At 44.2% G+C, this 25,866-nt stretch carries 26 protein-coding genes; 16 read left to right on the top strand and 10 right to left on the bottom strand.

What is annotated here, in order from left to right:
• Window positions 1–17 precede the first annotated feature (17 nt).
• From ACSU1N_RS04880 to ACSU1N_RS04870, 3 genes are all read right to left on the bottom strand, one after another.
• The gene (locus ACSU1N_RS04880) at window positions 18–380 is read right to left on the bottom strand and encodes a CopG family ribbon-helix-helix protein (protein ID WP_440059122.1); all 363 of its coding nucleotides are present in this window, start codon (window positions 378–380) and stop codon (window positions 18–20) included.
• Window positions 377–1,147 (bottom strand): metal ABC transporter permease, encoded by a 771-nt coding sequence (locus tag ACSU1N_RS04875; RefSeq protein WP_440059121.1) that lies wholly within the window; start codon window positions 1,145–1,147, stop codon window positions 377–379. The genes ACSU1N_RS04880 and ACSU1N_RS04875 overlap by 4 nt, the downstream gene beginning before the upstream one ends.
• 86 nt (window positions 1,148–1,233) lie before the next feature.
• On the bottom strand, window positions 1,234–2,244 hold the full coding sequence (locus tag ACSU1N_RS04870; RefSeq protein ID WP_440059120.1) for a metal ABC transporter substrate-binding protein: 1,011 nt from the start codon (window positions 2,242–2,244) through the stop codon (window positions 1,234–1,236).
• A 73-nt stretch (window positions 2,245–2,317) separates the two neighbouring features.
• Here ACSU1N_RS04870 and ACSU1N_RS04865 point away from each other — a divergent pair, with 73 nt between their 5' ends.
• Entirely contained in the window at window positions 2,318–3,076 is a 759-nt protein-coding gene (locus ACSU1N_RS04865; protein WP_440059119.1) for a metal ABC transporter ATP-binding protein, read from the top strand.
• Complete coding sequence (locus ACSU1N_RS04860) at window positions 3,060–3,935, top strand: hypothetical protein (protein ID WP_440059118.1); 876 nt, start codon at window positions 3,060–3,062, stop codon at window positions 3,933–3,935. The genes ACSU1N_RS04865 and ACSU1N_RS04860 overlap by 17 nt, the downstream gene beginning before the upstream one ends.
• Window positions 3,936–3,957: 22 nt before the next feature.
• Here the strand turns inward: ACSU1N_RS04860 and ACSU1N_RS04855 are convergent, their stop codons facing one another.
• From ACSU1N_RS04855 to ACSU1N_RS04845, 3 genes are read right to left on the bottom strand one after another with little or no spacing between them, the layout of a single operon-like run.
• Window positions 3,958–6,360 carry a xanthine dehydrogenase family protein molybdopterin-binding subunit gene (locus ACSU1N_RS04855; protein ID WP_440059117.1) on the bottom strand — a complete coding sequence of 801 codons (2,403 nt, stop codon included), beginning with the start codon at window positions 6,358–6,360 and terminating at the stop codon, window positions 3,958–3,960.
• A 4-nt stretch (window positions 6,361–6,364) separates the two neighbouring features.
• Window positions 6,365–6,895 (bottom strand): (2Fe-2S)-binding protein, encoded by a 531-nt coding sequence (locus tag ACSU1N_RS04850; protein ID WP_440059116.1) that lies wholly within the window; start codon window positions 6,893–6,895, stop codon window positions 6,365–6,367.
• Window position 6,896: 1 nt separating this feature from the next.
• Complete coding sequence (locus tag ACSU1N_RS04845) at window positions 6,897–7,790, bottom strand: FAD binding domain-containing protein (protein WP_440059115.1); 894 nt, start codon at window positions 7,788–7,790, stop codon at window positions 6,897–6,899.
• 105 nt (window positions 7,791–7,895) lie between these two features.
• Between ACSU1N_RS04845 and ACSU1N_RS04840 the strand changes: the two genes are divergently transcribed.
• From ACSU1N_RS04840 to ACSU1N_RS04800, 9 genes are all read left to right on the top strand, one after another.
• Window positions 7,896–8,909, top strand: coding sequence for a PLP-dependent cysteine synthase family protein (locus ACSU1N_RS04840; RefSeq protein ID WP_440059114.1), 1,014 nt, complete (start codon window positions 7,896–7,898; stop codon window positions 8,907–8,909).
• A gap of 84 nt (window positions 8,910–8,993) precedes the next feature.
• Entirely contained in the window at window positions 8,994–10,229 is a 1,236-nt protein-coding gene (locus ACSU1N_RS04835; protein WP_440059113.1) for a hypothetical protein, read from the top strand.
• A 66-nt stretch (window positions 10,230–10,295) separates the two neighbouring features.
• On the top strand, window positions 10,296–11,561 hold the full coding sequence (locus ACSU1N_RS04830) for an Nre family DNA repair protein (protein WP_440059112.1): 1,266 nt from the start codon (window positions 10,296–10,298) through the stop codon (window positions 11,559–11,561).
• Window positions 11,539–12,378 (top strand): SPL family radical SAM protein, encoded by an 840-nt coding sequence (locus ACSU1N_RS04825; RefSeq protein WP_440059111.1) that lies wholly within the window; start codon window positions 11,539–11,541, stop codon window positions 12,376–12,378. The genes ACSU1N_RS04830 and ACSU1N_RS04825 overlap by 23 nt, the downstream gene beginning before the upstream one ends.
• Before the next feature lie 37 nt (window positions 12,379–12,415).
• Window positions 12,416–13,345, top strand: coding sequence for a molybdopterin-dependent oxidoreductase (locus ACSU1N_RS04820; RefSeq protein ID WP_440059110.1), 930 nt, complete (start codon window positions 12,416–12,418; stop codon window positions 13,343–13,345).
• Complete coding sequence (locus ACSU1N_RS04815; RefSeq protein ID WP_440059109.1) at window positions 13,342–14,274, top strand: triphosphoribosyl-dephospho-CoA synthase; 933 nt, start codon at window positions 13,342–13,344, stop codon at window positions 14,272–14,274. Before ACSU1N_RS04820 ends, ACSU1N_RS04815 begins: the two co-directional genes overlap by 4 nt.
• A 40-nt stretch (window positions 14,275–14,314) precedes the next feature.
• Window positions 14,315–14,800: a QueT transporter family protein gene (locus tag ACSU1N_RS04810; RefSeq protein WP_440059108.1), complete on the top strand. Its 486-nt coding sequence runs from the start codon at window positions 14,315–14,317 to the stop codon at window positions 14,798–14,800.
• A complete protein-coding gene (locus ACSU1N_RS04805; protein ID WP_440059107.1) occupies window positions 14,797–15,510 on the top strand; it encodes an ABC transporter ATP-binding protein in 714 nt (237 codons plus the stop codon). Before ACSU1N_RS04810 ends, ACSU1N_RS04805 begins: the two co-directional genes overlap by 4 nt.
• Window positions 15,501–16,073 carry a hypothetical protein gene (locus ACSU1N_RS04800; protein WP_440059106.1) on the top strand — a complete coding sequence of 191 codons (573 nt, stop codon included), beginning with the start codon at window positions 15,501–15,503 and terminating at the stop codon, window positions 16,071–16,073. The genes ACSU1N_RS04805 and ACSU1N_RS04800 overlap by 10 nt, the downstream gene beginning before the upstream one ends.
• A gap of 8 nt (window positions 16,074–16,081) precedes the next feature.
• Here ACSU1N_RS04800 and hxlB read toward each other — a convergent pair whose 3' ends face one another.
• Window positions 16,082–16,687 (bottom strand): 6-phospho-3-hexuloisomerase, encoded by a 606-nt coding sequence (gene hxlB / locus ACSU1N_RS04795; RefSeq protein WP_440059105.1) that lies wholly within the window; start codon window positions 16,685–16,687, stop codon window positions 16,082–16,084.
• Window positions 16,688–16,869: 182 nt separating this feature from the next.
• Between hxlB and ACSU1N_RS04790 the strand changes: the two genes are divergently transcribed.
• Both ACSU1N_RS04790 and ACSU1N_RS04785 read left to right on the top strand, forming a co-directional pair.
• Window positions 16,870–17,796, top strand: coding sequence for an SPL family radical SAM protein (locus tag ACSU1N_RS04790; protein WP_440059104.1), 927 nt, complete (start codon window positions 16,870–16,872; stop codon window positions 17,794–17,796).
• Window positions 17,797–17,800: 4 nt separating this feature from the next.
• Window positions 17,801–18,334 (top strand): ZPR1 zinc finger domain-containing protein, encoded by a 534-nt coding sequence (locus tag ACSU1N_RS04785; RefSeq protein WP_440059103.1) that lies wholly within the window; start codon window positions 17,801–17,803, stop codon window positions 18,332–18,334.
• A gap of 4 nt (window positions 18,335–18,338) precedes the next feature.
• Here ACSU1N_RS04785 and ade read toward each other — a convergent pair whose 3' ends face one another.
• Complete coding sequence (gene ade / locus ACSU1N_RS04780) at window positions 18,339–20,138, bottom strand: adenine deaminase (protein ID WP_440059102.1); 1,800 nt, start codon at window positions 20,136–20,138, stop codon at window positions 18,339–18,341.
• A gap of 83 nt (window positions 20,139–20,221) precedes the next feature.
• Between ade and ACSU1N_RS04775 the strand changes: the two genes are divergently transcribed.
• A complete protein-coding gene (locus ACSU1N_RS04775) occupies window positions 20,222–21,622 on the top strand; it encodes an amidohydrolase family protein (RefSeq protein WP_440059101.1) in 1,401 nt (466 codons plus the stop codon).
• A 269-nt stretch (window positions 21,623–21,891) separates the two neighbouring features.
• Window positions 21,892–22,059, top strand: a complete 168-nt coding sequence (locus ACSU1N_RS04770) for a hypothetical protein (RefSeq protein WP_014737312.1) — start codon at window positions 21,892–21,894, stop codon at window positions 22,057–22,059.
• Window positions 22,060–22,115: 56 nt separating this feature from the next.
• Here the strand turns inward: ACSU1N_RS04770 and ACSU1N_RS04765 are convergent, their stop codons facing one another.
• On the bottom strand, window positions 22,116–23,447 hold the full coding sequence (locus ACSU1N_RS04765; protein ID WP_440059100.1) for an aminotransferase class V-fold PLP-dependent enzyme: 1,332 nt from the start codon (window positions 23,445–23,447) through the stop codon (window positions 22,116–22,118).
• 80 nt (window positions 23,448–23,527) lie between these two features.
• Here ACSU1N_RS04765 and ACSU1N_RS04760 point away from each other — a divergent pair, with 80 nt between their 5' ends.
• Window positions 23,528–24,547, top strand: coding sequence for a glycosyltransferase (locus tag ACSU1N_RS04760; RefSeq protein ID WP_440059099.1), 1,020 nt, complete (start codon window positions 23,528–23,530; stop codon window positions 24,545–24,547).
• Here the strand turns inward: ACSU1N_RS04760 and ACSU1N_RS04755 are convergent.
• Window positions 24,519–25,652, bottom strand: coding sequence for an asparagine synthetase A (locus tag ACSU1N_RS04755; RefSeq protein WP_440059098.1), 1,134 nt, complete (start codon window positions 25,650–25,652; stop codon window positions 24,519–24,521). The two genes, ACSU1N_RS04760 and ACSU1N_RS04755, sit on opposite strands and share 29 nt — an antisense overlap.
• Window positions 25,653–25,866 lie beyond the last annotated feature (214 nt).

Below are 25,866 nucleotides of genomic sequence, written 5' to 3'. Positions count from 1 at the left end.
TTATTTCCCGTATATTTTCAGTGGAGTGGTACAAGCATCGATTTTATAGAATTTTTGCTTAGCTTGGTATAAAATTCTAGTATCCGCTCTGAATCCCCTTTCAGTATAAAGACGTTGACGCACAAGCCCGATACATGGATGTGGTTGTAGCTTACGATTATATCTTTATATATGTCTGAATCTATATCAAGTCCTTTATCCGATACGATGAGGCAGGCTCCTAAACAATCGTGTTTGCTCCTGTAGTGCTTCAAATCCTCGATGTATTTTAAAACCGCTTGGGAGACTAGTCTCGATCGGTCTAAACCACATTCCTTGGATAGAGTATCGAGTTCGCATGCTAGGAAATCCGGTATGCTTACCCCGAACCTTTTCTTCAAACCTTCCTCACCACAAGAATGCCAACATATAGTAGAAGCATTATTAGCCCAGCCGTACCGGAGGGTGCTAGGTTAAAGACAATACTCAGATGCAAGCCTAATAGGCTTGAGAAAATACCTGAGAGAACAGCTGAATACACAGCGCCTTTATAGCTCTTCGATAAAGCAAATGCTATCGCCGGCGGCATGAGGATGAAAACATGCTCCATAATATATCCTGCGATCTTAAGCATCCCTACAGTGTTTAAACCGAGCAGTGTGTAGGCTATGAAATTATATATCCTCGTATCTACACCTGCAATCCTCACAGCAACCTCATCTAACCCGATGGAGGCCTGCTCATGATACGTTAATACAAACGCTGTCAGAGTAATTATAAGAATGATTATACACGCCAATATATCGCTGAAACCTACTAGTAGAGGGTCCCCGATGATAAGGCTTGTGATACTATATGCTACAGGTATTCTTGTAAGAACGAAATAGGCTGCTATCACGCTGAGGGATGTCGCGGAACCTACGAAGATAGATGTAGCGATCGAAGGCTCGATACGTTTGTGTATCATGTATCCAACTACATAAACTAGTGCTAGGCCTATCGCTATAGATATAGGTATTTCCATTCCTCTGGCAATATAGTATGAGACGAGTATACCTATCGTAACAGCTAGGAAGCTTACGTGAGGCATTTCAGCTGCTAGATAGAAAAGCCTCCTGTAGGCGACTATTATGCTGAGGATAGAGAAACTCAATGTAGCTGATACCATAATCAGCACCCAGTAAGGATTATACTGTAGTGATAACCCAACAGCGTATAATATAGCCGCTGATAAAAGAGCTAATAGTAACGTGTTCAACGCCTCCTACCCCACAAAATATAGTAGGCTACTGTAGCAGAAAGTACGACTAGAGCTAGAACAATTATGATTAAACCCATTCCTACATTGTTTCCAATACCAGTACTAGGAGAAGTACTTGATAGTGGCTGGGGCCGGATTGTAATATTCAATAATTGCTGATATATGTATTCTAGCTTGTCTGGAATCGAGTTCGGATATGTTTCACTATATAATTTTATAACTTTTACATTATAGGTTTTAGACCATTCCTCTAGTAGTGAAGAGGCTGCCGGATTATCGCTCCCATAAGCTGTAACAAGCAAGTATTTTACAGTACCGTTCGAGAGCATATTTTGGAATCTCGCTATGTCCTCTGGTGTAGCCGGCAAACCCTCTTCCTTAACGATAAGCCCAACCAAGTTTAGCCCGAGCCAGTCCGCAACATATACCGTGTATGGGAGGTCTCCTATCGCGTAAGAGCCTAGTCTCGGAGTAGACACGTACAGGCTTGCTATACGGCTTGCTACGCTAGATGCTTTCTCATAGTAGCATTTTGCCTCGGAGGGATTTAGGCTAGCTAGTGTTTCAGACACATTTCTTACGAAAACTATGTAATTCAAAGGGTCGTATATTGGCATATGGTATACAGGCTGCCTTGTCATAGGGTTTTCTTTGACTATTATACCCGGTATTTCAAGGATGTTGACTAGGACACCTCTAATAACGCCATTCCTCCAGAGCTCTTCGATCTTCAACTCGAACCCTGTATGGCCGGTTGAAACTATCAAATCAGCAGCTTGGAGTTTCTCTACATCTCCTGTTGTAAGAGAGTATTCGTGAGGGTCTACTCCCGGGGGTATCAAGCTTTCGACAACGTCGTTTCCGCATACAATGTTTTTCAAATCGTATACTAGGCCGGGGAAAGTCACAATAATATGCAACCCGTTCCCTGCGCCTGCTTCCACAGTTGGTATTACAAGAGCTAGCAAGATCATAGTAAGCAGGATAATCCCGACTTTAATCATAGTAATCCCTTGTGCACAGTACTGCTGAATATATTTATAAATCTTGTGCACAATTCGAATATCTGGTGTTCCAATGTATATCTTGGTTGAAGATGTTTACGTTAAACGGGATAGCCAGGTTGTATTGGAGTCTATGAACATAAAATTTGAAGGGCCTGGTTTAATCCAAGTAATAGGTCCTAACGGAGCGGGTAAGACAACCCTTTTTCTAACGATACTAGGCTTGTTAAAACCGGTTAAAGGCAGGATCCTGCTAGATGGTACTGATGTAACAGGCCGTCCCGAATTACTCAAAGGCAAGGTTGGCTATATGCCCCAGACATTTGACATAGATTTAAACACTCCCTTTACCGTCTGGGAGCTTGTCGATTGCTGTATGAGAATGTATAGTAAATGGCCTAGGATTCTTAGGGGAAACAAGGATGCAGTGAAGGAAGCCTTGGTTAAAGCAGGCGTAGACGAATCCCTGTGGCATAAGAAAGTATCAGAGCTCTCAGGAGGGGAAAGACAGAGGGTTTTCCTAGCAAGGGCCCTAGTATCCGATCCCCCGATATTAATACTCGACGAGCCATTAGCGAATATAGACCCCCACGGTAGAGTGTTACTTGCTGAAACCATTGGGTCTCTGAGCAAGGAAAAACTGGTAATTGTATCCTCGCACGATCCATCGCTCATGCTGAAATATACTAGTATGATCCTAGTCTTGAATAAGAACATCTACGTATACGGAGAGCCGAGAGAGGTTTTAACACCTGAAATACTGAGGAAAATCTATGGTTTCGGATGGGAGCTGGTAGAAAAGAGAGTCCAGATATATGATTTCCACACGTAGCGATACTAGGTCATTTAGACTTCTCGAAGGGGAGCTAATAGTTTTCCAGGGGATCGGGTGGATAGTTAAAGGCTTCCAGCATTCCGAAGACTATCTGTTGGCATATCCGAGATACGATTTATACAATAAAAGAAAACTATCGCACCACGAAGCAACTCGTATAGCAGATAGGTTTTCCAGATGGTGGGATTGCCTTAAACTGAACGCTCCAGGTATACCTTTACTCGGCTCTTATAAATTCCATAGGAGCCTTTACCCGTTCAAGGTTCGAAAAGTTATAAGCGAGCTATCAATTCTACTGGAGCTGGATGCCGATCGAATAGAGGCTACAGGCAGCAGTGTTGTCAGAGAGAATGGTGCGTGGGATATAGATGTTATCATATATGGTGCCGACGAGAGTACTGCCGAGAGGATTAGAGACCTGGTTGATAGAGGGGTTTTGAAACAGCCGAGTTTATATTTTTTCATAGAGGAGTACCTGGATAAGCATAAAGGGAAAATAGATCTTGAAACATACATATTGTCTAAGTCGAGAACAATTCTGAGCTTCATATTAAACGGAGAACTTGTGAATATAAGGCTCTACAGGTACGAGAAAGGGTCAAGGTCTTGTATAGAAGAAGTAGAAGAAAGGAAGCCTTTCGCTGGAACCGTAGTTTTAGATAATAGTATAGACCCGATCCTCCCATCGAAAAGGATGGCTAAGATAGGGGGCGAAGAAGTCTATTTCGAGACTAGCCGAGAATTATACGCGGAAATACCCGGTGGGAGATACTATGTTATCGGAGATATTGAGGTTAGGAATGGTAGACTATACCTAGTAGCCGATAGAGGACTAGTTAGGAGAATAGAAGGATAGAGATAAAAAATATTTTTGAAAACTACGGTTTAACACCGGCTTTCTTTATGATACTATATAGGTAGTCTGGTATTATAGGATGCTTGGAGAGTAGTCTGTTAGCTTCTCTACTCCTGAGAGCGTGTGCTACAGCATTAGCTATCGAAGGCGCTATAGCAACTATAGAGGGCTCTCCTAGACCTTTCGCACCAAACGGTGCACGGTAGTATCCTGCTTCGACAAAGGCTACGTTAAACTTCTCCGGTACATCTAGCGCGGTAGGTATATGGTATGTGCTGAGGTTGTTATTCAGCAACCTGCCTTCGGAATCATAGTAGAGATCCTCCATGAGAGCATAGCCCATCCCCTGTATGTAGCCTCCGATAGCGTGTGCCTCCGCTCCAGTCCTGTTAATAACCCTCCCTATATCGTATACTGTAGTAGCCTCCTTGACTCTTACAAGCCCGGTTTCAAGGTCTACTTCAACATCGCTTACAATAGCACCGTAGGTGTAGGTGAAGTAGGGTGCTCCAGTACCGGTCTCCTCATCCCACTCTGCCGGAGGAGCCCTGTAGTAGCCGTACTCTTGCAACGGGACTCCTTTCCAGAACGCTTGCTCTACTAGCTCCCTCCATGTTATAGAGTGAGATGGGTCGTCTCTACAATACACTTTAGGTGCTTCTATTACTACCTCCTCCGGAGAGCCGCAGCCTAAGAGTTCAGCGGCCAGCTTGTTTAGCCTCTGCCTAAGCTTATAGGCTGCTACCAGGGTCGCGTTACCTCCCATAGCAGTAGACCTGGATGCTACGGTAGGACCAGCGTCAGGAGTTGCAGACGTGTCTGCTAATTCTACTTTAACATAGTGTGGTGGGACGCCTAGTACTTCCGATAAGATGTTTATCAACCCTTGTATAGCGCCCTGACCCATATCAGTTAGGCCTGTTCTGAATATTATCGAGCCATCTCTTTGGATTACTACTGAGACACTAGAGTAATCAGCTCCTTCCGCACCAATACTATTCCCGTGGTAGAAGATCGCTATACCAATACCCCTCCTAACAGGCCCTTTGAGCTGCGAGTACAGCTTTCTCTTCTCATACCAGCCGCTTAATTCTACAGCTTTTCTAATAGCTTCTTCGAGACCAACTCCGTGGTCTAGTAACTGACCGTGTACTGTTCTATCCCCGTTTCTGAGAATATTCTTCAGTCTTAACTCGACAGGATCCATCCCTAGCTCTTCGGCAAGCAAGTCCATCTGTCTCTCAACCGCATATGTCACCTGTGGATTGCCGAAGCCTCTGAACGCTCCGCCAGGTATCTTATTCGTGTATACTGCTACTACATCGATCTTAGCGTTCCTAACCCTGTAGGGGCCGGTGCTGTGTACAACAGCCCTCCACGCTACGAATGGGCCTAGGCTAGCGTATGCTCCTTTATCGAGGATTACCTTTGCTTCGACAGCTAGTAGTGTCCCATCCCTAGCCGCAGCATGCCTATACCACGATATCGTCCTATGCCTCTTCGTATGCCCTATTATAGACTCCTCTCTAGTATGGATTAGCACCGCTGGCCTCTTCAAGTAGTAGGCTACGAGAGCCACCTTAGCTGCTATTTCGTTACCGACGTCTTCAGCTCCTCCAAAACCTCCTCCGAGAGCTGGCGCGATAACTCTAACCATGTTGAAAGGTAGTCCTAGGACATTGGCTACAGCCTTCCTGGTATCAAATGGGCACTGGGTTTTAGCGTATATGGTAATGCTCCCGTCAGGCTCCGGTATCGCGATTGCTGCTTCAGGCTCTAGGTATGCATGCTCCTGGAACGGTGTCTCGTATCTATTCTCTACCACTACAGATGCTTCTCTGAAAGCCTTCTCAACATCCCCAACTCTTATCTTGTACCTGGTGAGGATATCGCTACCTCTCTCGTCGTGTATTAGCTCGTGGGGTTTCTCCTGGAGGGTTTCGAAATCTATTATCTCTAGAGGGTCGAGGTATACTTTTAGAGGCTCGTAGTCTACTCTAACAAGGTCGGCTGCATCTCTAGCGTTCTCCAAAGACTCGGCTACGACGAGTGCTACAGTATCTCCGATATACCTTACTTTCCTATCTGCTAGAAGCGGTTGGTCTGGTATAACGTAGCCTACATCGTTTATACCTGGCACGTCTCTCGCTGTGAATACTCTTATTACGCCAGGGTATCTGACAGCATCGCTTACATCAATACTTTTAATCCTGGCGTGGGCATACTTCGTCCTAACGCTGTATACGAACACCGGGTTCTTAACAAGATTTAACAAATCTGCTGTGAATACCGGGCTCCCCTTTATCTTCGAGATAGCATCCCATCTTACTACGTCTTTACCAATATACTTGAATTCCTCGGTCTTCTTATCCCTTGTCTTGTAGAACATTTCCTCAACTATCTCAACATAATCCGGCTTACTCATAATATCACCTCGCGAGAACCTTTAGGTGGTATTTCTCCCTAACCTCTCTCTCGTCAAAGTATATCTTCCCCTCTCTAATGTATTTAGCGGCTCTCTTAACAGCCTCGAAATACAACGGGTAGCTGCCGCACCTGCATAGCACGCTTGCAAGCCATTTACGGATCTCTTTCTCATCTGGATCAGGATTCCTATCAAGCAGTGCTTTCGTCACCATGATAAAGCCTGGAGTACAGAACCCGCATTGGACGCCGCGGGTTTCGATGAACGCTACCTGGATAGCGTGTAGTTTACCCGGGGGTGCTATTCCTTCAAGTGTTGTTATCTCGGCTCCGTCAAGCCTGGAAGTAAGATTTAGACAGGAATGGGCTGGCTTGCCATTCACGAGAACAATGCAGGTCCCGCACTCGCCTCTTCCGCATCCTTCTTTAACACTTGTAAGACCGAGCCTGTACCTTAGAGTGTCTATTAGCCTCTCGGTAGGCGGGACGTCTAACTCGTATTTTACATTATTAACGGTTAAGGTGACTTTCACCATCTCACCCACCTACTATCCTCCTATACGCGGTTTTCAAACCTCTCTTAAGGGAGACCTTAGACATTTCAAGCCTGTAGTCTGCGCTAGTCCACCAGTCACTTACCCTTTCCATCTCGGATGGTAGTATTTTCTCTGCTGCTTCTTCGAGTACTTCATCGCTGAATTCTTTTCCTTTAAGGAATTCCTCGGTCTTATATGCTCTCGAAGGTATTTTCTTTCCAGAGACCATGTCGAAAGAGATCCTAACATCCTTTATCTTACCCCCTTCAATAGCCAGGTAGGTAGCCTCTGTTACAATACCTGCGATCAATATTTCTCTCCTATCGAATTTCACGAAAGAACTACTCGAATTAGCCGGGGGTTCTTTGAATACTATTTCGGTAACTAGCTCATTGGGGTTTAGAGCCGTTTTCCTCTTGTCTACTATGAACTCGGAGAGCTTTAACTCTCTAACGCCTTTTACACTCTCAACCCTTACACTAGCGTCGAAAGCTAGTAGTAGTGTGATGTAGTCGCTGTATTGGGTTGCTGCGTTAATATTCCCTCCTATAGTAGCCTCGAATCTTAACGCCATTGTACCAAATTTATCAAAGACGTCGACGAAGCCTGCGAATCTTTTATCTGCATGTAATATGCTTTCGCTTAATTCAAATACTGTTGTTAGAGCACCAATCCTGACAACACCGTTTTCGACTTTTACGTAGGAAAGGTTCTTCTTTAGTGGGAGGAGGTCTACTAGATATTTCGGCGGTTTTATCTTCCTATCTCTTATTAACAGCAAGAGCTCTGTGCCTCCAGCAATCGGCTTGGCATCTGGAGCGTGCTTGTCTAAGAACTCCAAGGCGTCTCTGAGACTCTTTGGCTTATAGATTTCGATTAATTCTATACCCACCACCTTACTAAGCATTAATCTACTGGAGGATGTGGTATAAATTCTTTATATTTGTATATTGAAAAAGTAATCATTTTATACCCTCGACATATTTTAGAATACAAGGTGATGTATGTGAAAGTATGCCAAAACATACTCGACTGCATAGGTAATACGCCGATCATAAAACTATCCAGGGTAGTACCGAGCGATGTGAAAGCAGAGATCTGGGGTAAAATGGAATTCCTAAACCCGACTGGGAGCGTAAAAGATAGGATGGCTTACTATATGATAAAGAAAGCTATGGATAAAGGAGAGTTAAAGCCTGGCATGACCCTCGTAGTTCCTACTACAGGAAATACTGGAATAGCCTTCTCGGCAATCGGATCTTTCATGGGGTTCAAGGTACTAATAGTGATACCTGAAGAAATGAGCGCTGAAAGGTTCATGTTAATGAAGCTGTTTGGAGCAGACTTCTTGTTCACGCCTGGAGGCGAAAGCGATGCCGGCCTAGCACTAGAGACAGCTAAGAAACTAGCGGCAGAACACCCAGATAAATACTATTTCTTCGACCAGTGGAGCGATGACGCCAATGTTCAAGCACACTATGAAACGACTGGGAAAGAGATACTGCAACAGGTTGGCTGCCCAGACGCATTCGTAGCACAGGTAGGCACAGGAGGAACCCTGGTCGGAGTAGCTAAAAGGCTGAAGGAAGAATGCAGGAATGTAATCGTAGTAGGTGCTGAACCAGCCGAGTGCCCTGTTGCAACATACTGGTTCAAAGAAGGGAAGCCGGGCCCCTGGGGGAGGCACGAGATAGAAGGCGTTGGCGACGGGTTTGTTCCAGATATTATAGCAAGGTATAAAGCATACATAGACGATTTCGTAACAGCTAGTAGTGAAGAAGCAATAGAGATGGCTAGGAAGATCGCTAGGCTCGAGGGCTTGCCGGTAGGGATTAGTAGCGGGGCAAACGTAGTATCAGCTATTAAAGTAGCCCGGAAATACAATTTCAAGGAAGGAAGCAAGATTGTAACAATCCTACCGGACTATGCCGCAAGATACTTCTCTACGAGGCTGTTCAAGAAAAGGAGAGAGATAGCTAAGAGGGAAGAATTGCTAAGAGAACTTGGTTTATAAAATATTTTTATCTTCTCCTTTTTTCTAATCTCATCCTCTATTATAAAATTCTTTCCTGTCTATGGATACTAAGAGGGCTTGCTTATGGACGATAATGTTTTAGAGAAGAGTAGGAGGTTTTACCAGCTTGAGACGACATCGTATAATTTCTCCGTTAATATCTCATCAGGTCTAGCTAATGCGCTAGCCCTCAGACTCCTCGGTTTCAACGCTTTAGAAATCAGTATACTAACTACCACCAGGATATTTTCTTACGCCCTCTCCCAGGTCCCTGCCTTAATCAACCCGTCTTTTATAAAGAAAAAGAGGAAAACGTTATGGAATGTCGGCGGGATAGTTAATAGGATCGGGTTGTCGCTAGCTATATTCGGAGTCTTCCTAGCACCCCCGTACAACTTCTATTACCTGCTAGGCCTGACTACTTCAACCCAGATAGCTGGTGGAATAGCCGGTGTGTCGGCTGGAGATTTGTTAGGCGACCTCGTCGATATAAACGAGGCACCTGTCTTCTGGACTAGGATAAACAAGCTGATATATATTGCGACAATCCTTTCTTTCCTCGTAGGCTCCTTGACATTCATTATTGTAAAACAGCTTCTCATAGCATACTTGATCGTGTACTCTATAGCACTGGGGGCAGCAGTATTTTCCAGTATTATGCTCGTTATGATAGAAGACCCGCGTAGGAATACTGCTAACTACACTAATAGTCTTAACAAACATTTTTATACAGTGAATACTATCCTAGACAAGAATATCTTAAAGTACCTGGGAGTACAATTATTATTCAACTACTCGGTGAATATACCAGCACCCTTCTGGGACTACCTTGTTCTGAATGTGCTTAACGGGAACGAGGTTATTATAATGATTAAAAACATGGCTGGGCTAATATCCAAGTTTGTATCTATTAATAAATGGAAAAATAGGCTTATGAACCACGGGTCTAGGCCTACGCTAAGTATAGGAATGGTTTCGACAAGCTTTGTGCCTATAGCTTACATAGCCTCGGTAAATCCATGGATGACGATCCTAGCAGAGACTTATAGCGGCTACGCATGGTCTTCTCTCGATTTAACAAGCGCTATATACACATTCTACCTAACATCAGACGAGGTGAGGCCGGTCTTCATATCTATCTCAAGCCTTAGCTCAAACCTTATTGCTTCAATAGGCGCTTTCACCGGTTCAATATTGGTATCGATGACTGGGAACATATACGCTCCTTTCCTAGTTTCTTCCATAATGAGAGTTTTCAGCGGCGGAGTAGCTTACAAGATAGCTCCTGAGCTGAACTCTAACAGGAATAAGTCTAGGTAAAATAATATTTTTTATACATTATAAAGCATTAATACACTATTTAGATGATAGAAACGGTAGAATAGTTTGAGCAAGAGCCCTAACATAGACCCGAGACTCTGCGTATTGTGCAGGGGTAGGGGATGGTGCGGATTATCCTACTGCCTCATCTTAGTGAGGCAATACATCGCTTCGAAACTAGGTCCTTTGAAACTCCAGCGTGAAATTTTCGGGTCCTCGCCTCCATCGGTTTTCATTGGGAGACATGGGTATCCACTTGTTAGAATCGGATTGGGAGTACCGCCTGAAGAAGGAGATACTTTGCTATATGACTACCCCGAGAAATGGATTAGCCTGGGATTAAACGATATCCTGAATTACAGACTTACAATGATACTAGGCTACGACAAGGCTAGGAAGGATGAATTAGCTAGCCGGCTAGTGAGAGACGTTCAGGAGGTTTCAATGAGTATTAGACCTGTCGACGTTGAGATCAGGCTAGCTAAGCCTCCTAGACCATCTCTCATCCTAGATGAGACAAACCCCCCGCTCGGTCCCAGGAGCCCTCTTGAAGCCTACAAAGTCTCGTCTAACCCGTACATCCCGAGAATCGTTGACAAGGTCGTAAACGACGATATTAAAGCTATTGAAGCAGTAAACATCTTATATGAAAACAATCTACCGGTATCGTATATTCAGAGAGTCTTCAGCGTCGGGCTACTAGGCGCTAGGAGTGAGAGAAGGCTTGTCCCTACTAGATGGAGTATTACAGCGGTAGACTCTATTATATCATCTAGTCTATTGAAAGAAGTGAAAAAGTATGAGCCGCTGGATAAATTCTATCTATACGACCTACGGCTACACGATAACCTGTTTATTGCAATACTAGCCCCTAGAAAGTGGAGTTTCGAGTGGATGGAGGCTTGGTGGCCGGGTTCAACATGGAATCCTTTCGGACTAGAAGTTAGTGTTGAAGGAGACTATGAGCTCTATAGGGGTAGGAGGGGCTATCCTTCAATAGGCGGGTGCTACTACGCTAGCAGGCTTGCTACAGTCGAGCATTTGAGGAGGTTGAGAAAACAGGCTGCTGCGATATTATTGAGAGAGATATACCCTGGGTTTAACCTTCCCATCGGAGTATGGTTCGTGAGGGAGGCGTTGAGGAAAGCCTACGAGAAGGGGCCTGTTCTAATAACAAACGATTTCAAAGAGGTGCTCAACTACCTTGATGAAAATACGAGGCTTAAATCAGCCAGGTGGCTTAAGGCTTCTAGACTACTTAACATTATACTTAGAAGCGAGGATCTTAAAAGCTTCCTGGCCATGAAAGGTGAGCGCGATAAAAGTAATTGAGATAAAGGTCTCGAAAGCAATATCAAAGAGTGGACTCCCTGACCTAGATTATGCTCTAAACCCTTACCTAGGATGCTACCATGGCTGTATATACTGCTATGCTAGACTTTATACAAGAATTAAAGAGGTAAGCATGAACTGGGGCGAGGTCGTAGGCGTAAAGATCAATCTGGTAGAGAAGCTTGAGAAGGAAGTAAAATATTTAACTAAAGGCATAGTGGGGGTAGGCACTATAACCGATCCTTACCAGCCTGTTGAAGCGAAATATTTTCTGACAAGGGAGTCGCTTAAGATACTGTTTAGACACGGGTTTAAAGCAAGTATACAAACGAAGGGAACACTAGTTACTAGAGACATAGACCTGCTATCGAGTTATTCGAATTATGTAGATGTAGGCTTCACTATCACGACACTAGACCCTAAGAAAGCTTCTTTCATAGAGCCGAAGGCTCCGCCGCCCTCGGAGAGGGTTAAGGCTCTAGAAAGAGTTAGCTCGGAGAAGATTAGGACATGGATTTTCATAGGGCCTATAATACCGGGTTTAAATGACGATATCGGAGAACTGGTCAGGATCATCGAGATCGCTTCATCCACAGGCTCGGATGTGTACTATGACAGCCTCCACGTCAAGCCTTTTATGAGAGAAAATCACCCACTGTCCCCCTATTCTCAGATAGCTGTAAACTATAATTGGCGTATCCTCTTCGATGAAATCGAAAAAACCTGTAGAGAGAAAGGGGTTAACTGCAAGCCGGGTTTTACAAGGAACGAGAATTTCATACCTTTAACAAGATATTTTAATAAAAACCTGCCATAATGTCTAGGTGTGGAGTTATCAGCTGGTTGACACGACGATGATATGCTACGAGATTGAACCTGGAAGTGAATGGCCCCAACTCTATGCGATATTTGATTGCCCTGTGGAAACACAGTATTCAGATATCCAGGAATTAAAGAATCGGATAGCAACCATTTTGTCAGAAATCGGTTTAAACGGTATTTTGGAATTCGCTAGCAACGAGGATATCGGCGGAGACTACATGCTTTACAGACTACATTTGAAACCCTATGATTCAAGCGACCACTATATCGGTATAAGAGTAGTCTCGTATAAGAAAGAAGTGCGAAGATTAATTGCGACAATCCCTAGAGAGCTAAAGAACGCGGCTGATACTATTAGGAGCAGGGTGGAGATATCTAGGTACGATGCGTTACGCGAGCTCTATGCTGGGAGTAGGAATGCGGGTAGGCAGAGGTTTATACCTTATCAGGTGATATATGCTGTCCGAGGAATACCCTCTCTATCTCCAGAGAACTGGGTTTTGAGAGTAGCCGGACTAGTCAGGGAAGAGCTCGAGTTGAAATACTCGGACCTAGACAGGATGCCTAAGATAGATCTAGAATCCGATTTCCACTGTGTGACAGGTTGGAGCGTAAAAGGCCTATTGTTTACAGGCGTGCCCGCCGAACACATTATTGAGGTTTCTAAACCATTAGAGAGGGTTCGATGGGTGTTTATAGAGGGCTACGACGGCTATACTAGTATCGTCCCATTGGACGAGTTTGGAAAGGGCTTGATAGCCCTACGACTTAACGGTAGGCCGATCCCGGTCGAACACGGGGGTCCTGTTAGAGTCTTTTTCCCAGAGCTATTCGGCTGGAAGAGCGTTAAATGGGTTAAACAAATATTGTTTACAGATGAATATAGGGATGGCTACTGGGAGAAAATGGGCTACCATCCGAGGGGTAGGGTAGATAGAGACGAGAGGTTTAAAATGCTTTGAAGTGCCCGAGTAATCTAATCGATTACTACTCTAGTCTCCTCTCCTACTCTATAATTCTCGAGGCGTCAGCCTACCCTAAACCAGGCAATACCCATAGGCTGTCTGATTACAGGGATAAACCATATCTGGCTTTCTTATATAACTCTCTAGTATTCGAAAGAATCTTCTATAACGCTATTAGTAGAGCCTGTAGAGGTTTGAGCGTAAGCCTCGGCTCGATAATCTATGAAGGAGTCTCGAGGATGATGGAGTATTCGGGAAAGAATACTTCGCTAGGGCAGATACTGTTGCTATCCCCAATGTCTATATCCATCGGTAAGTGTATGAATAAAGGGTATACTAGCGTAGACTGTATTGTAGGCGAGTATGGGAGTGTCGTTGAAGAAACCAGCATAGATGATACGATATTGTTTTACAAATCGCTGAGACTTGTTAAACCGAGTTATCTGAGAGAGACCGATAATACTATGGAATATGTGAACATATGGGACCCTGATTACGAGAATAAACTCAGGTCTAAAGGACATAGGTTAATAGACGTTCTCAGGTATAGCTCGGCATACGATATTGTAGCAGACGAAGTTGTAAAAGCCCTCCCTAGGAGTCGTAAATATTCTAAATTCCTCCGTGAAAAACTCGATGAGACTAAAGACTGGAATAAAGCCGTAGTACTGACCTTTATAGAGATATTATCGAGCGAATTAGACAGTTTGGTCGTGCGGAAACACGGCCTCGAGGCTGCGTACAGACTTTACGAAAAGGCTGGTGAAATAAAGAAGATGGTATATTCTAGTGATTGGCTAAAGCATCTCCTCGAATTCGATTCCAGCCTCAAGCAGAACAATATTAACCCCGGGAGCTCCGCAGATATCCTAACATCCACCATAGCCTTGTACCTACTTGAAGAAGGAGTTAAAACAACTTTTTAAGCGAATAACCCCTATGTAAGACATCCCATGGGTCTCGGACATGGTTAGCAAGATAGCTGTGGCTAAAGCATCGATAATAGCTGGAGCATACGCTGCTCTCACTATTGCTCTAGGATACTGGTCTTATGGAATACTACAATTTAGGATAGCTGATGTAATGCTAGTCTTACCCTATTTAGAGTCTATGGGTGTAGAATCAATAATTGGATTGACAATAGGAGGGTTTCTAAGCAATATCGTGAGCCCTTTCGGGGTATGGGACTGGATTTTCGGGCCGTTAACTAATCTCGGAGCAGCCCTGATCTACTTCGTTGTGAAGAAGCTAAAGCCTGCCGGTCTAATCAGTTTTTCGATCGCTAGCGTAGCGAGCTCTCTATGGATAGCATTTACAATAGGGTATCTAGAACTCTACCTAGTATTCGGTCTACCGGAATGGGCTTTCTACTCGGTTCTAGCAAGCGAATTCATTATTTTAGAGCTTGTAGGGTATCTACTAGTTAAATTCGCTGAAAGGATTGGGGCATGACGGATATCGTATTAGAGGCTGTCACAATTGGGTATAGTAGGGATAAGCCGCTGCTAAAAGACGTGAACCTAGTGTTAAGACCAGGGCTCCATCTACTATTAGGTCCCAACGGGTCTGGTAAAACAGCTTTCCTTAAAACAGTAGCTGGGCTCCTCAAACCCTTGTCTGGGAGGGTGCTTGTAAAAGGTATTGAACCTTATAGAGAGAAGAGGAGTATTGTTGCTAGAATAATAGGTTTGACATGGCAAGACCCGTATTATGGTTTCATAGAGCCGAGAGTAAGAGACGAGATATTCCTAATAATTAAACATACTGGGGCAGCACCGAATTATGAAATAGTCGAGAAACTTGTACCTTCCAACCTTCTGGAGAGAGACCCATTTACACTAAGCGGTGGGGAGGCCAAGAGGGTTAGTATTGCAAGCGTGCTGATAGCGGATCAAGATGTGTGGTTACTAGACGAGCCATTCGATAACCTGGATCTCGAAGGTATTATCGTACTAAGCGAAATCCTCAACAAAGGCGTAGAGAGAGGAAAGAATATTATCGTCGCATTAAACAACCCGCTGTATGGGAGTTTACTGAAAACAACCAGCGTACTCATCATAGACAGGGAGAGACTAGGTATTGAAGTACTTGGTGTTAGAGAGCTAAATGATGAAATACTCGCGAAATACAACATAATACCTAAGGCGATGTTATGTCATTGATCAAAGTAATATTCGAAAACTGGAGTAAGCCTTCTTCGGATAATATCGTGCTATTTTTACTGAAAATAGTATTCATGCTAATAACTATTGCTATAGGCTTCTTCAAAGACCTTAGACTCGATCTAGCGAATAACGTTATCAATATTACTCTTTTTCTAACCACAAGGCAATTCTACCTTCTTGGAATAGCCCTCGCTATATATACCCCAGCTGGCGGTCTAATCTATCTGGTAAGTTATTTAACCAGAGGGTTTAACACGTTTATCCTCCACAACTATATCTATGGGCTAAACACTTTCCTGTCAATGCTCTTCCTTCTAGCAACCACGAGCCCGGCTACGATGTCCAGGGTAATGGATAAAATTGGGATAGGGCTCTCTGTAAGGCTCGTAAACAATATCCTCAGAGAGCTCGAGAGCTCATTAGATTTCAAAAAAGCTAGAGGACTTGAATTAAAATGGAGTATTAGAGGCAATATCATTGTATTATTCGACGCTGTTAAAATACTGGTTAGGAGAAGTAGAGAGATCGAGGTCGCGCTAAAAAGCAGGGGGTTGGACTAAACTAGGTATTACTCTATATTAGCATGCCTCTCTCTTAGCTCGTCTTCTGACACGCCCAGCTTATCCATAAGCTCCGCAATAATCCCGTCTAGGAACACCATTGCAAGGTCTTCAAATAAAGTGCCAAGCGGTGATAGAGGCTCGTGGAGACCTATCAACTGTCTAATATAGTAGTCGTCTTCGCTAGAGAGTTTCGTTCTACCCGGGAGGTGGACTACTATATCAGCTACTTTAGCCAGCGGAGAATCCGCGTAGGTTGTTATACCTATAACAGTTGCGCCGATAGATTTTGCTGCTTCAGCTAGCGATATTACAGTCTTTGTTCTTCCAGAGCCTGATATAGCTATTAAGACATCTCCTTTATTCATCTTAGGGACTATTGTCTCGCCCATTACGTATACTGGGAAACCGAGATGCATCAACCTGAGAGCGAATGCTTTTGCGACTAACCCGCTTCTACCAGCCCCTGTAACGAATATCTTAGAGCCTCGTTTAAACGCTTCAACAAGGGTATCGATGAACGCGTCTTTATCGTGGTCGTTTATTACTTCAATAGATTTTATTATAAAATCAACTATTTCAAGCATAGCATTACGGGTAATGCCTGTAACCATCAGAGCCCTTGCTAATGTTATTCATGACTCAGTTAAATAAATTTAATCTAAATAACCGGTTTGACATTAGAATATAATGCCCCGCCGTCTCACGCATCCCGATGAAACCTTATGGTTGATGATAATGAAGGATGATGGTCAGGCGGGGTACAGCCCCGTGTTTTACCCTTAGGTGTGCTAGAGTGAAGAGAGAATTTTTCTATTCCTCTAGGAAGCTGAAAGTTATCAGACCCTTCGACCCCTGGTCCTCGCCCCTTTGCACATGCCCGTTGAAATACAGCCTCCACCCATACACAGGTTGCAGCCATTTCTGCCTCTACTGCTATGCTACATCGTATATCGGCCGGAAACCTAGTACTCCGAAAAAAGATTTCTTGAAGAATCTGAGAGAGGATTTAAACTACGTGGATAAGAGGCTAGTGGTCGAGTTGAGTAGTAGCAGCGACCCATATCCTCCTGTAGAAAATTGGCTGGGGTTGACTAGGAAGGCTCTCGAGTTGTTAGCTAGTAGAAGAATTAGAATTCTTATAACGACGAAAGGAGATATAGTAGTCCGAGACATAGATATATTATCGAAGACTAGTTCCGCTGTTATGATAACTATTACAACACTAGATGATAACTTAGCTAGAAAACTCGAGCCAGGGGCGCCTCCCCCCTCCCGCAGATTACAGGCGCTAGAGAGGCTCGCCCAATCGGGAATACCGGTTGGTGTTAGAATAGACCCTATACTGCCTGGTTTAAACGATGACCCTTTAATGCTTAAAGAGCTTGTCGAAGCCGTAGCTAACGCGGGCGCAAAACATGTTGTTACATCAACCTATAAGATGAAGCCAGATAGCTACAAGAGGATTATCCAGGCTTTTCCCGAATTAAAGGATTTGTATAATAAGTTATATTTGAGAAATGGAGAATACATTCACGGCTACAGGTACCTGCCGAAGAATATTAGAGAATCCCTCCTAGAACCGGTTATAGCTAAGGCTATTGAAAAAGGTTTAACAGCTGCTGTCTGTAGGGAGGGTCTCGGGCCAAAGTTTTTAAAAGCCCCTAGTTGTGATGGATCACATCTCACTAGGCAGGTTAACCTGGTAGATCCGGGAGGATAAGAATATGGAGGATAGGGAGCCTGTTAAAATACTCGAATATAATGTTAAATGCCCGGTCTGCGGCAGCGACGCGATAGCAGAAGAGTATTTATACGAAGCGCCATTAGTAGGTCAACTACTGTTAACAACGGTTAGATGCCCTAGATGCGGTTTTAAACATAGAGATGTCATGTCGTTAGATTTCGGAGAACCCGTCGAAATAACCTATAGGATAGAGAAGCCAGGTGATGAAAGGGCACTTTTCGTACGCTCGTCTACAGCAAGTATCTCGATACCAGAGCTCGAAATAGAGATTACTCCGGGAGCTATGTCGCAAGGCGAGATAACTACTATCGAGGGTATTTTACTAAGGATAATAGACTTACTACGTAATAACTGCGAGAGTGATAACGAAATATGCTCGGATAAAATAGCCCACCTTAGTAAAGCGGCTAATGGCGAGATGCCATTGACTATTATCGTCAGAGATCCTTTCGGTGGGTCGAAGATATTTAGTAATAAAGCAATTGTGAGGAAAGTAGGAAAGGAGGAAAAATAAGAAATTATGTTATAAATAGTGGAACCAGCCTAGCATTCACGACGTCTACTAGCCCTCTATCGGTAATCCTTAATTCGGGTATGACAGGTAGGGCTACTAGCGATAGCGTCATGAAGAAACTCTCGAACTCCACCTGGAAGCCCTCTTTCATTCTGTTGACAAACCTCTTGAACTCCGCATATACCTCCTCCGGCTCTTTGACGCTCATTAACCCAGCCAGCTTTAATTCGACTATTCCAACGACTTCCTTATCGTTCACAGCTACGATACCGCCTTGTATATCGTGGACTATTTTAACAGCCAGGCTCATATCCTCGGGATTGGTGCCAGCGACTATTATATTGTGCGTGTCGTGGGCTATCGTCTGGGCGATGCCGCCAATTCTCACGCCAAGCCCTTTGACAATACCCTTCCCAATATTGCCTGTCCCCTTATGTCTTTCAATAACAGCTACGTAGAGCTCGTCCTCGTGGAGGATTGGCTTGTGGTCGCGGATATCGATTACCTCGGTAACCCATTTCGTTAAAGCCGATCCCGGTTGTACTCGTATAATGTTGGCTTTAACCGCTCCATTCCCTATATCTGAGGATGGAATTAGGTCGCTAGGTGAGGGGATCTTTCTCAGATTAACTGTTTTCAATGCGTATTCGGGATATGTTGGTTTAGGGAATTCTTTCTTCAGCTCTCCATCGTAATATATAACCTCGCCGTTTGAGACAACAGTTTCCGGCTCAAGGTACTCTAATCTCTTAGAGAGGAAGAAGTCTCCGAGCCTGCCGGGAGCTACTAGACCTATGTGTTCTTCTAAGTGGAGTCTCATAGCCGGTTTCAAACTAGCGTATTTAATTGCTCTAACAGGGTCCATGCCCATCTCGATCGCTTCATTTACAACCCTATCCATATGCCCTTTCTCAAACAATTCTGCTACGTTTAAATCATCGCTTGTGAAAGCACATAACTCGCAATCAGTCCTCGCCAGGACTTCGAATAATGCTTTCAAATCCCTCCAGGCACTCCCCTCTCTAGCGAAGACAAACATCCCCCTCCTAACCTTCTCCAAGGCTTCGGCTGCTAGCGTGGATTCGTGGTCGCTGTAGATCCCAGCTGATATATACGCGTTGAGCATTTCTTCGGGGAGTAGAGGGGCGTGACCGTTGACTACAAGCCCTTTCTCATATGCTATCCTAATCTTTTCGAGAACCTCCTCGTCATAGTTTACAACGCTGAAGAAGTCCATTACTTCTCCTAAGCCTATTACATTATCTAGTTCTATTAGCTTGTGCATATCCGAGCTGCTGATAATATTCCCTATGGTCTCTAGCCCTAGATTAGGGTTAGTAGCTGGTACACAACTAGGCAGGTCGATAAGTATTTTCAATGGGAGTTTACTAGCTGCTTCAGAAAAGATCCTGACGCCTTCGACGCCTAAGACATTACCTATTTCATGAGGGTCTGCGACCACGGTAGTCGTACCGTGTTTTAGAGCAATCTTCGCGAAACCATAGGGGTCTAGCAGGCTCGACTCTATATGGATATGGGGGTCGATGAAACCTGGTACTAGATACCTGCCTTTACCATCTATCACCAGTGTCCCGCTACCAATATATTTCGATGCAATTCTATCATCTACTATACCAGCTATCCTCCTGCCTTTGACTATGACGGTTTTGCCCTCCAAGACCTCTCCTGTTGCTACGCTCACGAGATTGGTGTTTGTGACAACGAGATCTGCCGGTATGAGGCCTCTAGCGGTTTTTATAAGGTCTCTTCTCTCAGCTGGGTCGTACCTGAAGAGTTTATTCATGACAGAATCCTCTTTTTAGAGGATTTATTTGGTTTACAATCCTTATTAATATGCCTCCACCTAGGTATTCGCAGGGGTTAGTGATGGCAGACATATATCTTAGAGGCGGATGGATAATAACGATGGACAGGAATAGAAGGGTTATCAAAGACGGTGCTATTGCAATAGAAGACGGTAATATAATAGCAGTTGGAAAAAGGGAATCGCTAGACCCCCAGTACAAGCATTATAGCGATATCGTCCTGGATACAGACAAGGATGTTATAATTCCTGGCCTAATTAATACGCACGTCCACCTAGCTCAAGCATTGTTGAGAGCCTGCGCTGATTACAAGAGGCTAATACCGTGGCTTAAAGAGAGAGTATGGCCGCTCCAGGGGAATTACAAGCCCGAGGAAGCACTGGTATCAGCTAAACTAGCGGTTGCTGAAATGCTTAAATCCGGTACTACGTCTTTCCTCGAGACAGGCCTAGTGGGCAGGTATGGTATTGACAATATCATAGAGTTCCTCCACGAGAGCGGGATTAGGGCAGCAGTAGCAAGGCATGTTATGGATCTGAAAGGATACGCGCTCGAAGAAAATATCCTGCATGAAGGCCTTGTCGAAACAGGTGAGAGCAGCTTTAACGATACTATTAGACTATACAATAAATACCATGGATGGGACTCGAGGATATGGATATGGTTCGGTCCTAGGACGCCTGGCGCTGTCTCAGTTGAATTATATAGGAAAATATCGGAGAAAGCCCGCGAGTTGAAAACAGGCATCACTATGCACATAGCCGAGGTTAGAGAAGACGTCGACTATACTATGAAATTATTTGGAAAGAAGCCTATAGAGTTTGCGGAATGGGTCGGTCTAACTGGTCCAAACGTTACCTTAGTACACGTCGTATGGGTTACTAGCGAAGAAATACGTATACTAGCTAAGACAGGGACTAGTGTAAGCCACAACCCGTCTTCTAACCTCAAGCTGGCAAGCGGGGCGGCTAGAATAGCTGAAATGGTTAAAAACGGCGTAAATGTAACACTAGGTACTGACGGAGGGCCTAGTAACAACGATTATGATTTAATACGCGAGATGAAACTAGCTGCTCTACTACAACCGCTTATAACAGGAGACCCTGAGGCACTTAGAGCCGAGCAGGTTCTCGAAATAGCTACTATAAACGGTGCTAGAGCATTAATGATCGACCATTTAGTTGGGAGTATTGAAGTAGGTAAAAGAGCCGATATCGTAGTCCTAGACTTCAACAAGCCTCATCTAAAACCGTTAAACAACCCGGTTTCACACATAGTCTACTCTGCTACAGGTAGCGATGTAAAACATGTGATAATAGACGGAAGGCTGGTCGTATTCGATAGGAGGATATTGACATTCGACGAGTATAAACTCTTAGAGGAAGCCGATAAGGCTGCATACAACCTATATGAGCGAGCCGGGTTATGCAGAGAACCTGATCTCAAATGGCCCATCTTTTAACCAAAATTTCCATTAAACGTTCTTATACGGTGAATAATTTTTTATACTTTTTTCGGCTTCTCGCTATATTGTTTAAATGTTTGATGTATTCCGTGTTTTCAATTTAAACCCGATCCTATCCAAAATATTATTCTGTATAATTTTATAATATTAATCTTTTCAGGTATTACTTCATGTGTCTAAAATACTGATTAATGACAAAGCAATAAATTTATATAACCCTTCATGCGACATTATTTAATGAAGTAAAAGTGTAAGGGGTTGAAAAGATGCCTGAGAAGCTAAAGTTCTTCGACCTGAAGGCAAAGAAATACTATGAGACAGACCAGTACGAGGTTGTTGTCAGAGAGACTAAGAGGGGCAAGATTAAGATAGCGTTTGCTGTCAGCCCCTATACCGGCAAGAAATTCGCTAGGATACTAGGGCCTGCTAAGTAAGGAGCATACTGTAAATCCCTGTATAATAATATCTTTTTTTCCCCGCTCGATCCTTCTCAAGTCCCTGTACAAACTGCTTCGACAGGCCTCGATTTCAACGCTTCTTTAAGTTCTATTATCTTCTCTAGTGTTTCAATAAAGTAGTCTATCTCTTCATGTGTATTGTAGATGTAGAAACTTGCTCTCACACTACCGAACGTCCTAAGTCTTTCCTCGTGGTTATCCGGTATACTTGATGGGGGAGGGTCCACGTATGTTATTTTCAACCTGTAATGTAGTGGATGGGCGCAATGCATTCCTGTTCTCACAGCGATTGCGAAAAAGTCTAGAGCCGACCCTACGGTGTGGAAGTGAAGGCCTTTTATATTAAACGGGATTACACCTGTTTTATGATCGGGGTTCCTAGGACCGTAGACGATAATCTCGTCGGGGAATTCCTCGTTCAAACGTTTAAGCGCGTATGCGGTAAGGCTTTTCTCGTGTTCTCTAACATTATCCATACCTATTCTCATTAAATATTCTGCGGCTGCCGCCAGCCCTATCCCTGCTTCAATATTAGGCGTCCCAGCCTCGAACCTCCATGGTAGGTCTAGCCATACCACGTCCTCGATAGTGACGTCTTTAATTGTATCACCGCCTACTTTGAATGTATCGAGTTCCTCTAGGAGGTCTCTCCTGCCCCATAGGACGCCGCTGCCTGTCGGTCCGAGCATTTTATGACCGCTGAATGCTAGGAAGTCTACGCCCAGACTCCTGACATTAGTAGGCATATGCGGGACGCTTTGAGCACCATCCGCGATCACTATCGCCCCGACCTCGTGTGCTATTTTGGCTATCCTCTGGACATCGTTAATTGTGCCTAGGACATTGCTTGCAATAGTAAATACTACAACTTTTGTTTTCTCCGTTATTACCTCTTCTAGTCTACTATAATCCAGATACCCTTCCGGAGTTACATCAATATATTTAACTTTAGCTTTTTTCATACTAGCGATTTTACGCCATGGAAGCATAGTACTGTGGTGATCCATAATTGTAGTAACGATCTCGTCGTTTTCCCTAATATTCTTCAAACCCCATGCATAAGCCAGGAGGTTCATAGCATCTGTAGTATTATTACAGAAAACGATCTCATCCCAAGAATAGGCGTTTATGAATTTAGCTAGGGTTTCATGGGCTTTCTCATATAATTCGCTCGCTTCCTGGCTTAGGGTATGCAACCCCCTGTGTACATTAGCGTTGTGTTTAGTATAGAAATCTACGATAGCGTTAATAACCTGAATAGGCTTCTGCGTCGTAGCAGCATTATCGAAGTAGACTAGTCTCCTACCCCTGATCCTCCTCTCTAGGATTGGAAAATCCTTTCTAATTTCAAGCGGGTCGAACATCTAGCTAACCCTAATCCAAATATTTCTAAATTCAAGGCTATAATATTATTTCTCGTAAGGAAAGCATGGCGGTGCACGTATTGAGGATACTGTTGATAGCTAGCGGTGGAGGCCATACTAGTTTCGCTATAGCCCTAGCTGAAAGACTGATCGAAATAGAGCCGGGCATAGAATTATTATTCCTAATCCCGAGGGGCGATATTTACTCTGCTAGGAGGATTGCCTACAAGATTAGAAGCGGGAAAGCAGGGATAGTCCAGGCAACCAAATTACTCCAGCCGCAAGAGAGACTCTATAGGGTCTTGACTAGGATTATACAGGGTTTATCCGATTCGATTTACCCGACTAGAGGATTGGACGCTGTTTTCTGCACCGGGTCTAACCATAGTCTCCTACCCACTATCATATCAAAGCACTTAAGGGGGCTCCCTGCCTTCTGTGTAGAAGACCCGTTTAGAGTCTACTCTAAGGGCAGGACGGTAAACCTCCTGTGGAAAACAGGGGTGCCTGTCTTCCTACAGTGGCTAGAGCAGAAGCGCCTCTATCCTAGTAGAAGCTTTTACGTAGGGTTGTTCTATGAGAAACCGATTTACAGACCGGAGAGGAGAGGGTTTATCCTAGTTATGACAGGGATGATGGGGCATAGGCTATTGTTTAAGACTCTTGCGAGAAGCATGCTTAGAAAATACAAGCTCGTTATACAAGCGGGCAGGATATGGGTCGACTACGTGAAGAAGATCCTGCCCGAGGCTATAGTATTCGATTACGACTATGATATAGATAAGTGGATTGCGGGAGCAGACCTTGTTATAACCCATCAAGGGGTATCAGCTATCCATTCAAGCCAGGCTTACGGGAAGCCTGTTGTAATAGCATACAACCCAGATATCCCGCTAGCAGGCGGGCTAGAAGATGCCGGGTTTGTTGCTAGGAGGATGAATCTTGTCTATACTGTGCCCGACCCGGAGAGACCCAACCTTTTGGAAGATGCTGTAGAAGAAGCGCTAGGTAGAAAACCCGTTAAATGGCCTGATGGGGCTTTTAACGCGTCTAAAATAATACTGAAGGCCCTTAAACAGGGAGTATACCAGGCAGTCTAGGGTGGAGGGATGCTAGCGCTACATGCTCGACTCCTAGCAGGTACCTTATAAACCTCTCGACCCCTAGACCCCACCCGCATGACGGTGCTATCCCGCCGTAGAGAGATAGTTCTAGGAACCATTTATATTTATCGAGGTCTTCGCCATGGCTTTTAATTCTCTCGACAAGCTGGGGGTATCTATATTCGCGACAACCACCATCTAAGACCTCGCCATATCCTCCGGGCAGGATCAGGTTGAAATCCATATTGTAGTCTTCTCTTCCTTCAACAGGGTAGTAGTAGAATCCGCGGCTCTTCCTCGGGAACATTATTATCCAGAACGGTTTACTAGAGATGCGGGATAACGCTGATTCAGCATTATTGCTTAGCTCGCTCCCCAATTTCTCGTCGAAACCTAGTTCCCGTGCTTTACGGATAGCTTCGTCATATGTTATCACTGGGTATGGTGGTTTCAATACGTCTTCTACTAAGTCCTTTGAGAGAAGCCATGGCTTCTCGCTAGCAAGCCTTTGGTAAACATAATATATGAGCTCTTCCGCGAGTCTCATAACATCCTCCATACTGGAGAGTCCCCATTCGATATCTAGCTGGGTGAATTCAAACAAGTGTCTCCCGCTATATGCGTTTTCTACAGGCTCTTCTCTAATATTCCTAGCTACATAGAATATTTTTTCGAACACACTAGCCATAAGCTGTTTATACATTATCACACTACTCATCAGCTCAAGCTTGAATCCGTAGGCTGTAGTAATTAATTTACGAGCCCCTCTCAACCCTGGGTCGCTTACCACGCCTACTATAGGAGCTTCAATCTCTATAAACCCTTTCGACTCCAGGAATTCCCTAGCGTACTTCAACAGGTAATGCCTTATTTCCGCTACTTTCCTAAAATAGCTTGTCCCTCTTAGGAACCAATAATATTTCTCCGCATATTCCAAAGGGTTGATCGGTCTGCCCAAGTAGGTGAATCCTATTTCGCGGACAGGCGAGGTTATTACAGCTATATCATCAACCCTCAGCTCGTTGCCTCTGACCACTCCTTTAAACCATATCAAGGAGCCGGTCGGTATCTTCGAGACTTTTTGGAAACCTTCTCTGACCACCAGTACTCTAATATCTGAAGGATCCCTGACTGTTATCCTTTCGTTCTCCTTTTTTTCAAGCCATACGATGTAATATCCTTCTCCTCCTTGAGAAAGGTATTTTGTCCTAGGGTATTTCTTCCAGAAGGGTTTAGGAATACCTGTTAAAAGACATCCCTTTCACCCAGGGCGTACGATTTCTTATTCTCTCTACTACTTTTTTAAATATTGTCTT

Source organism: Thermogladius sp. 4427co (assembly GCF_051933805.1).
GTDB lineage: Archaea > Thermoproteota > Thermoprotei_A > Sulfolobales > Desulfurococcaceae > Thermogladius.
This window is presented reverse-complemented; position numbering and strand designations above follow the sequence as displayed.

Excerpts from the sequence above, each read along its gene's own strand:
- ACSU1N_RS04875 (WP_440059121.1), bottom strand. The coding sequence starts at position 1,147 with ATGGTATCAGCTACATTGAGTTTCTCTATCCTCAGCATAATAGTCGCC.
- ACSU1N_RS04870 (WP_440059120.1), bottom strand. The coding sequence starts at position 2,244 with ATGATTAAAGTCGGGATTATCCTGCTTACTATGATCTTGCTAGCTCTT.
- ACSU1N_RS04865 (WP_440059119.1), top strand. The coding sequence starts at position 2,318 with ATGTATATCTTGGTTGAAGATGTTTACGTTAAACGGGATAGCCAGGTT.
- ACSU1N_RS04860 (WP_440059118.1), top strand. The coding sequence starts at position 3,060 with ATGATTTCCACACGTAGCGATACTAGGTCATTTAGACTTCTCGAAGGG.
- ACSU1N_RS04855 (WP_440059117.1), bottom strand. The coding sequence starts at position 6,360 with ATGAGTAAGCCGGATTATGTTGAGATAGTTGAGGAAATGTTCTACAAG.
- ACSU1N_RS04850 (WP_440059116.1), bottom strand. The coding sequence starts at position 6,895 with ATGGTGAAAGTCACCTTAACCGTTAATAATGTAAAATACGAGTTAGAC.
- ACSU1N_RS04840 (WP_440059114.1), top strand. The coding sequence starts at position 7,896 with ATGTATGTGAAAGTATGCCAAAACATACTCGACTGCATAGGTAATACG.
- ACSU1N_RS04835 (WP_440059113.1), top strand. The coding sequence starts at position 8,994 with ATGGACGATAATGTTTTAGAGAAGAGTAGGAGGTTTTACCAGCTTGAG.
- ACSU1N_RS04820 (WP_440059110.1), top strand. The coding sequence starts at position 12,416 with ATGATATGCTACGAGATTGAACCTGGAAGTGAATGGCCCCAACTCTAT.
- ACSU1N_RS04810 (WP_440059108.1), top strand. The coding sequence starts at position 14,315 with ATGGTTAGCAAGATAGCTGTGGCTAAAGCATCGATAATAGCTGGAGCA.
- ACSU1N_RS04805 (WP_440059107.1), top strand. The coding sequence starts at position 14,797 with ATGACGGATATCGTATTAGAGGCTGTCACAATTGGGTATAGTAGGGAT.
- ACSU1N_RS04800 (WP_440059106.1), top strand. The coding sequence starts at position 15,501 with ATGTCATTGATCAAAGTAATATTCGAAAACTGGAGTAAGCCTTCTTCG.
- hxlB (WP_440059105.1), bottom strand. The coding sequence starts at position 16,687 with ATGGTTACAGGCATTACCCGTAATGCTATGCTTGAAATAGTTGATTTT.
- ACSU1N_RS04785 (WP_440059103.1), top strand. The coding sequence starts at position 17,801 with ATGGAGGATAGGGAGCCTGTTAAAATACTCGAATATAATGTTAAATGC.
- ade (WP_440059102.1), bottom strand. The coding sequence starts at position 20,138 with ATGAATAAACTCTTCAGGTACGACCCAGCTGAGAGAAGAGACCTTATA.
- ACSU1N_RS04775 (WP_440059101.1), top strand. The coding sequence starts at position 20,222 with ATGGCAGACATATATCTTAGAGGCGGATGGATAATAACGATGGACAGG.
- ACSU1N_RS04770 (WP_014737312.1), top strand. The coding sequence starts at position 21,892 with ATGCCTGAGAAGCTAAAGTTCTTCGACCTGAAGGCAAAGAAATACTAT.
- ACSU1N_RS04765 (WP_440059100.1), bottom strand. The coding sequence starts at position 23,447 with ATGTTCGACCCGCTTGAAATTAGAAAGGATTTTCCAATCCTAGAGAGG.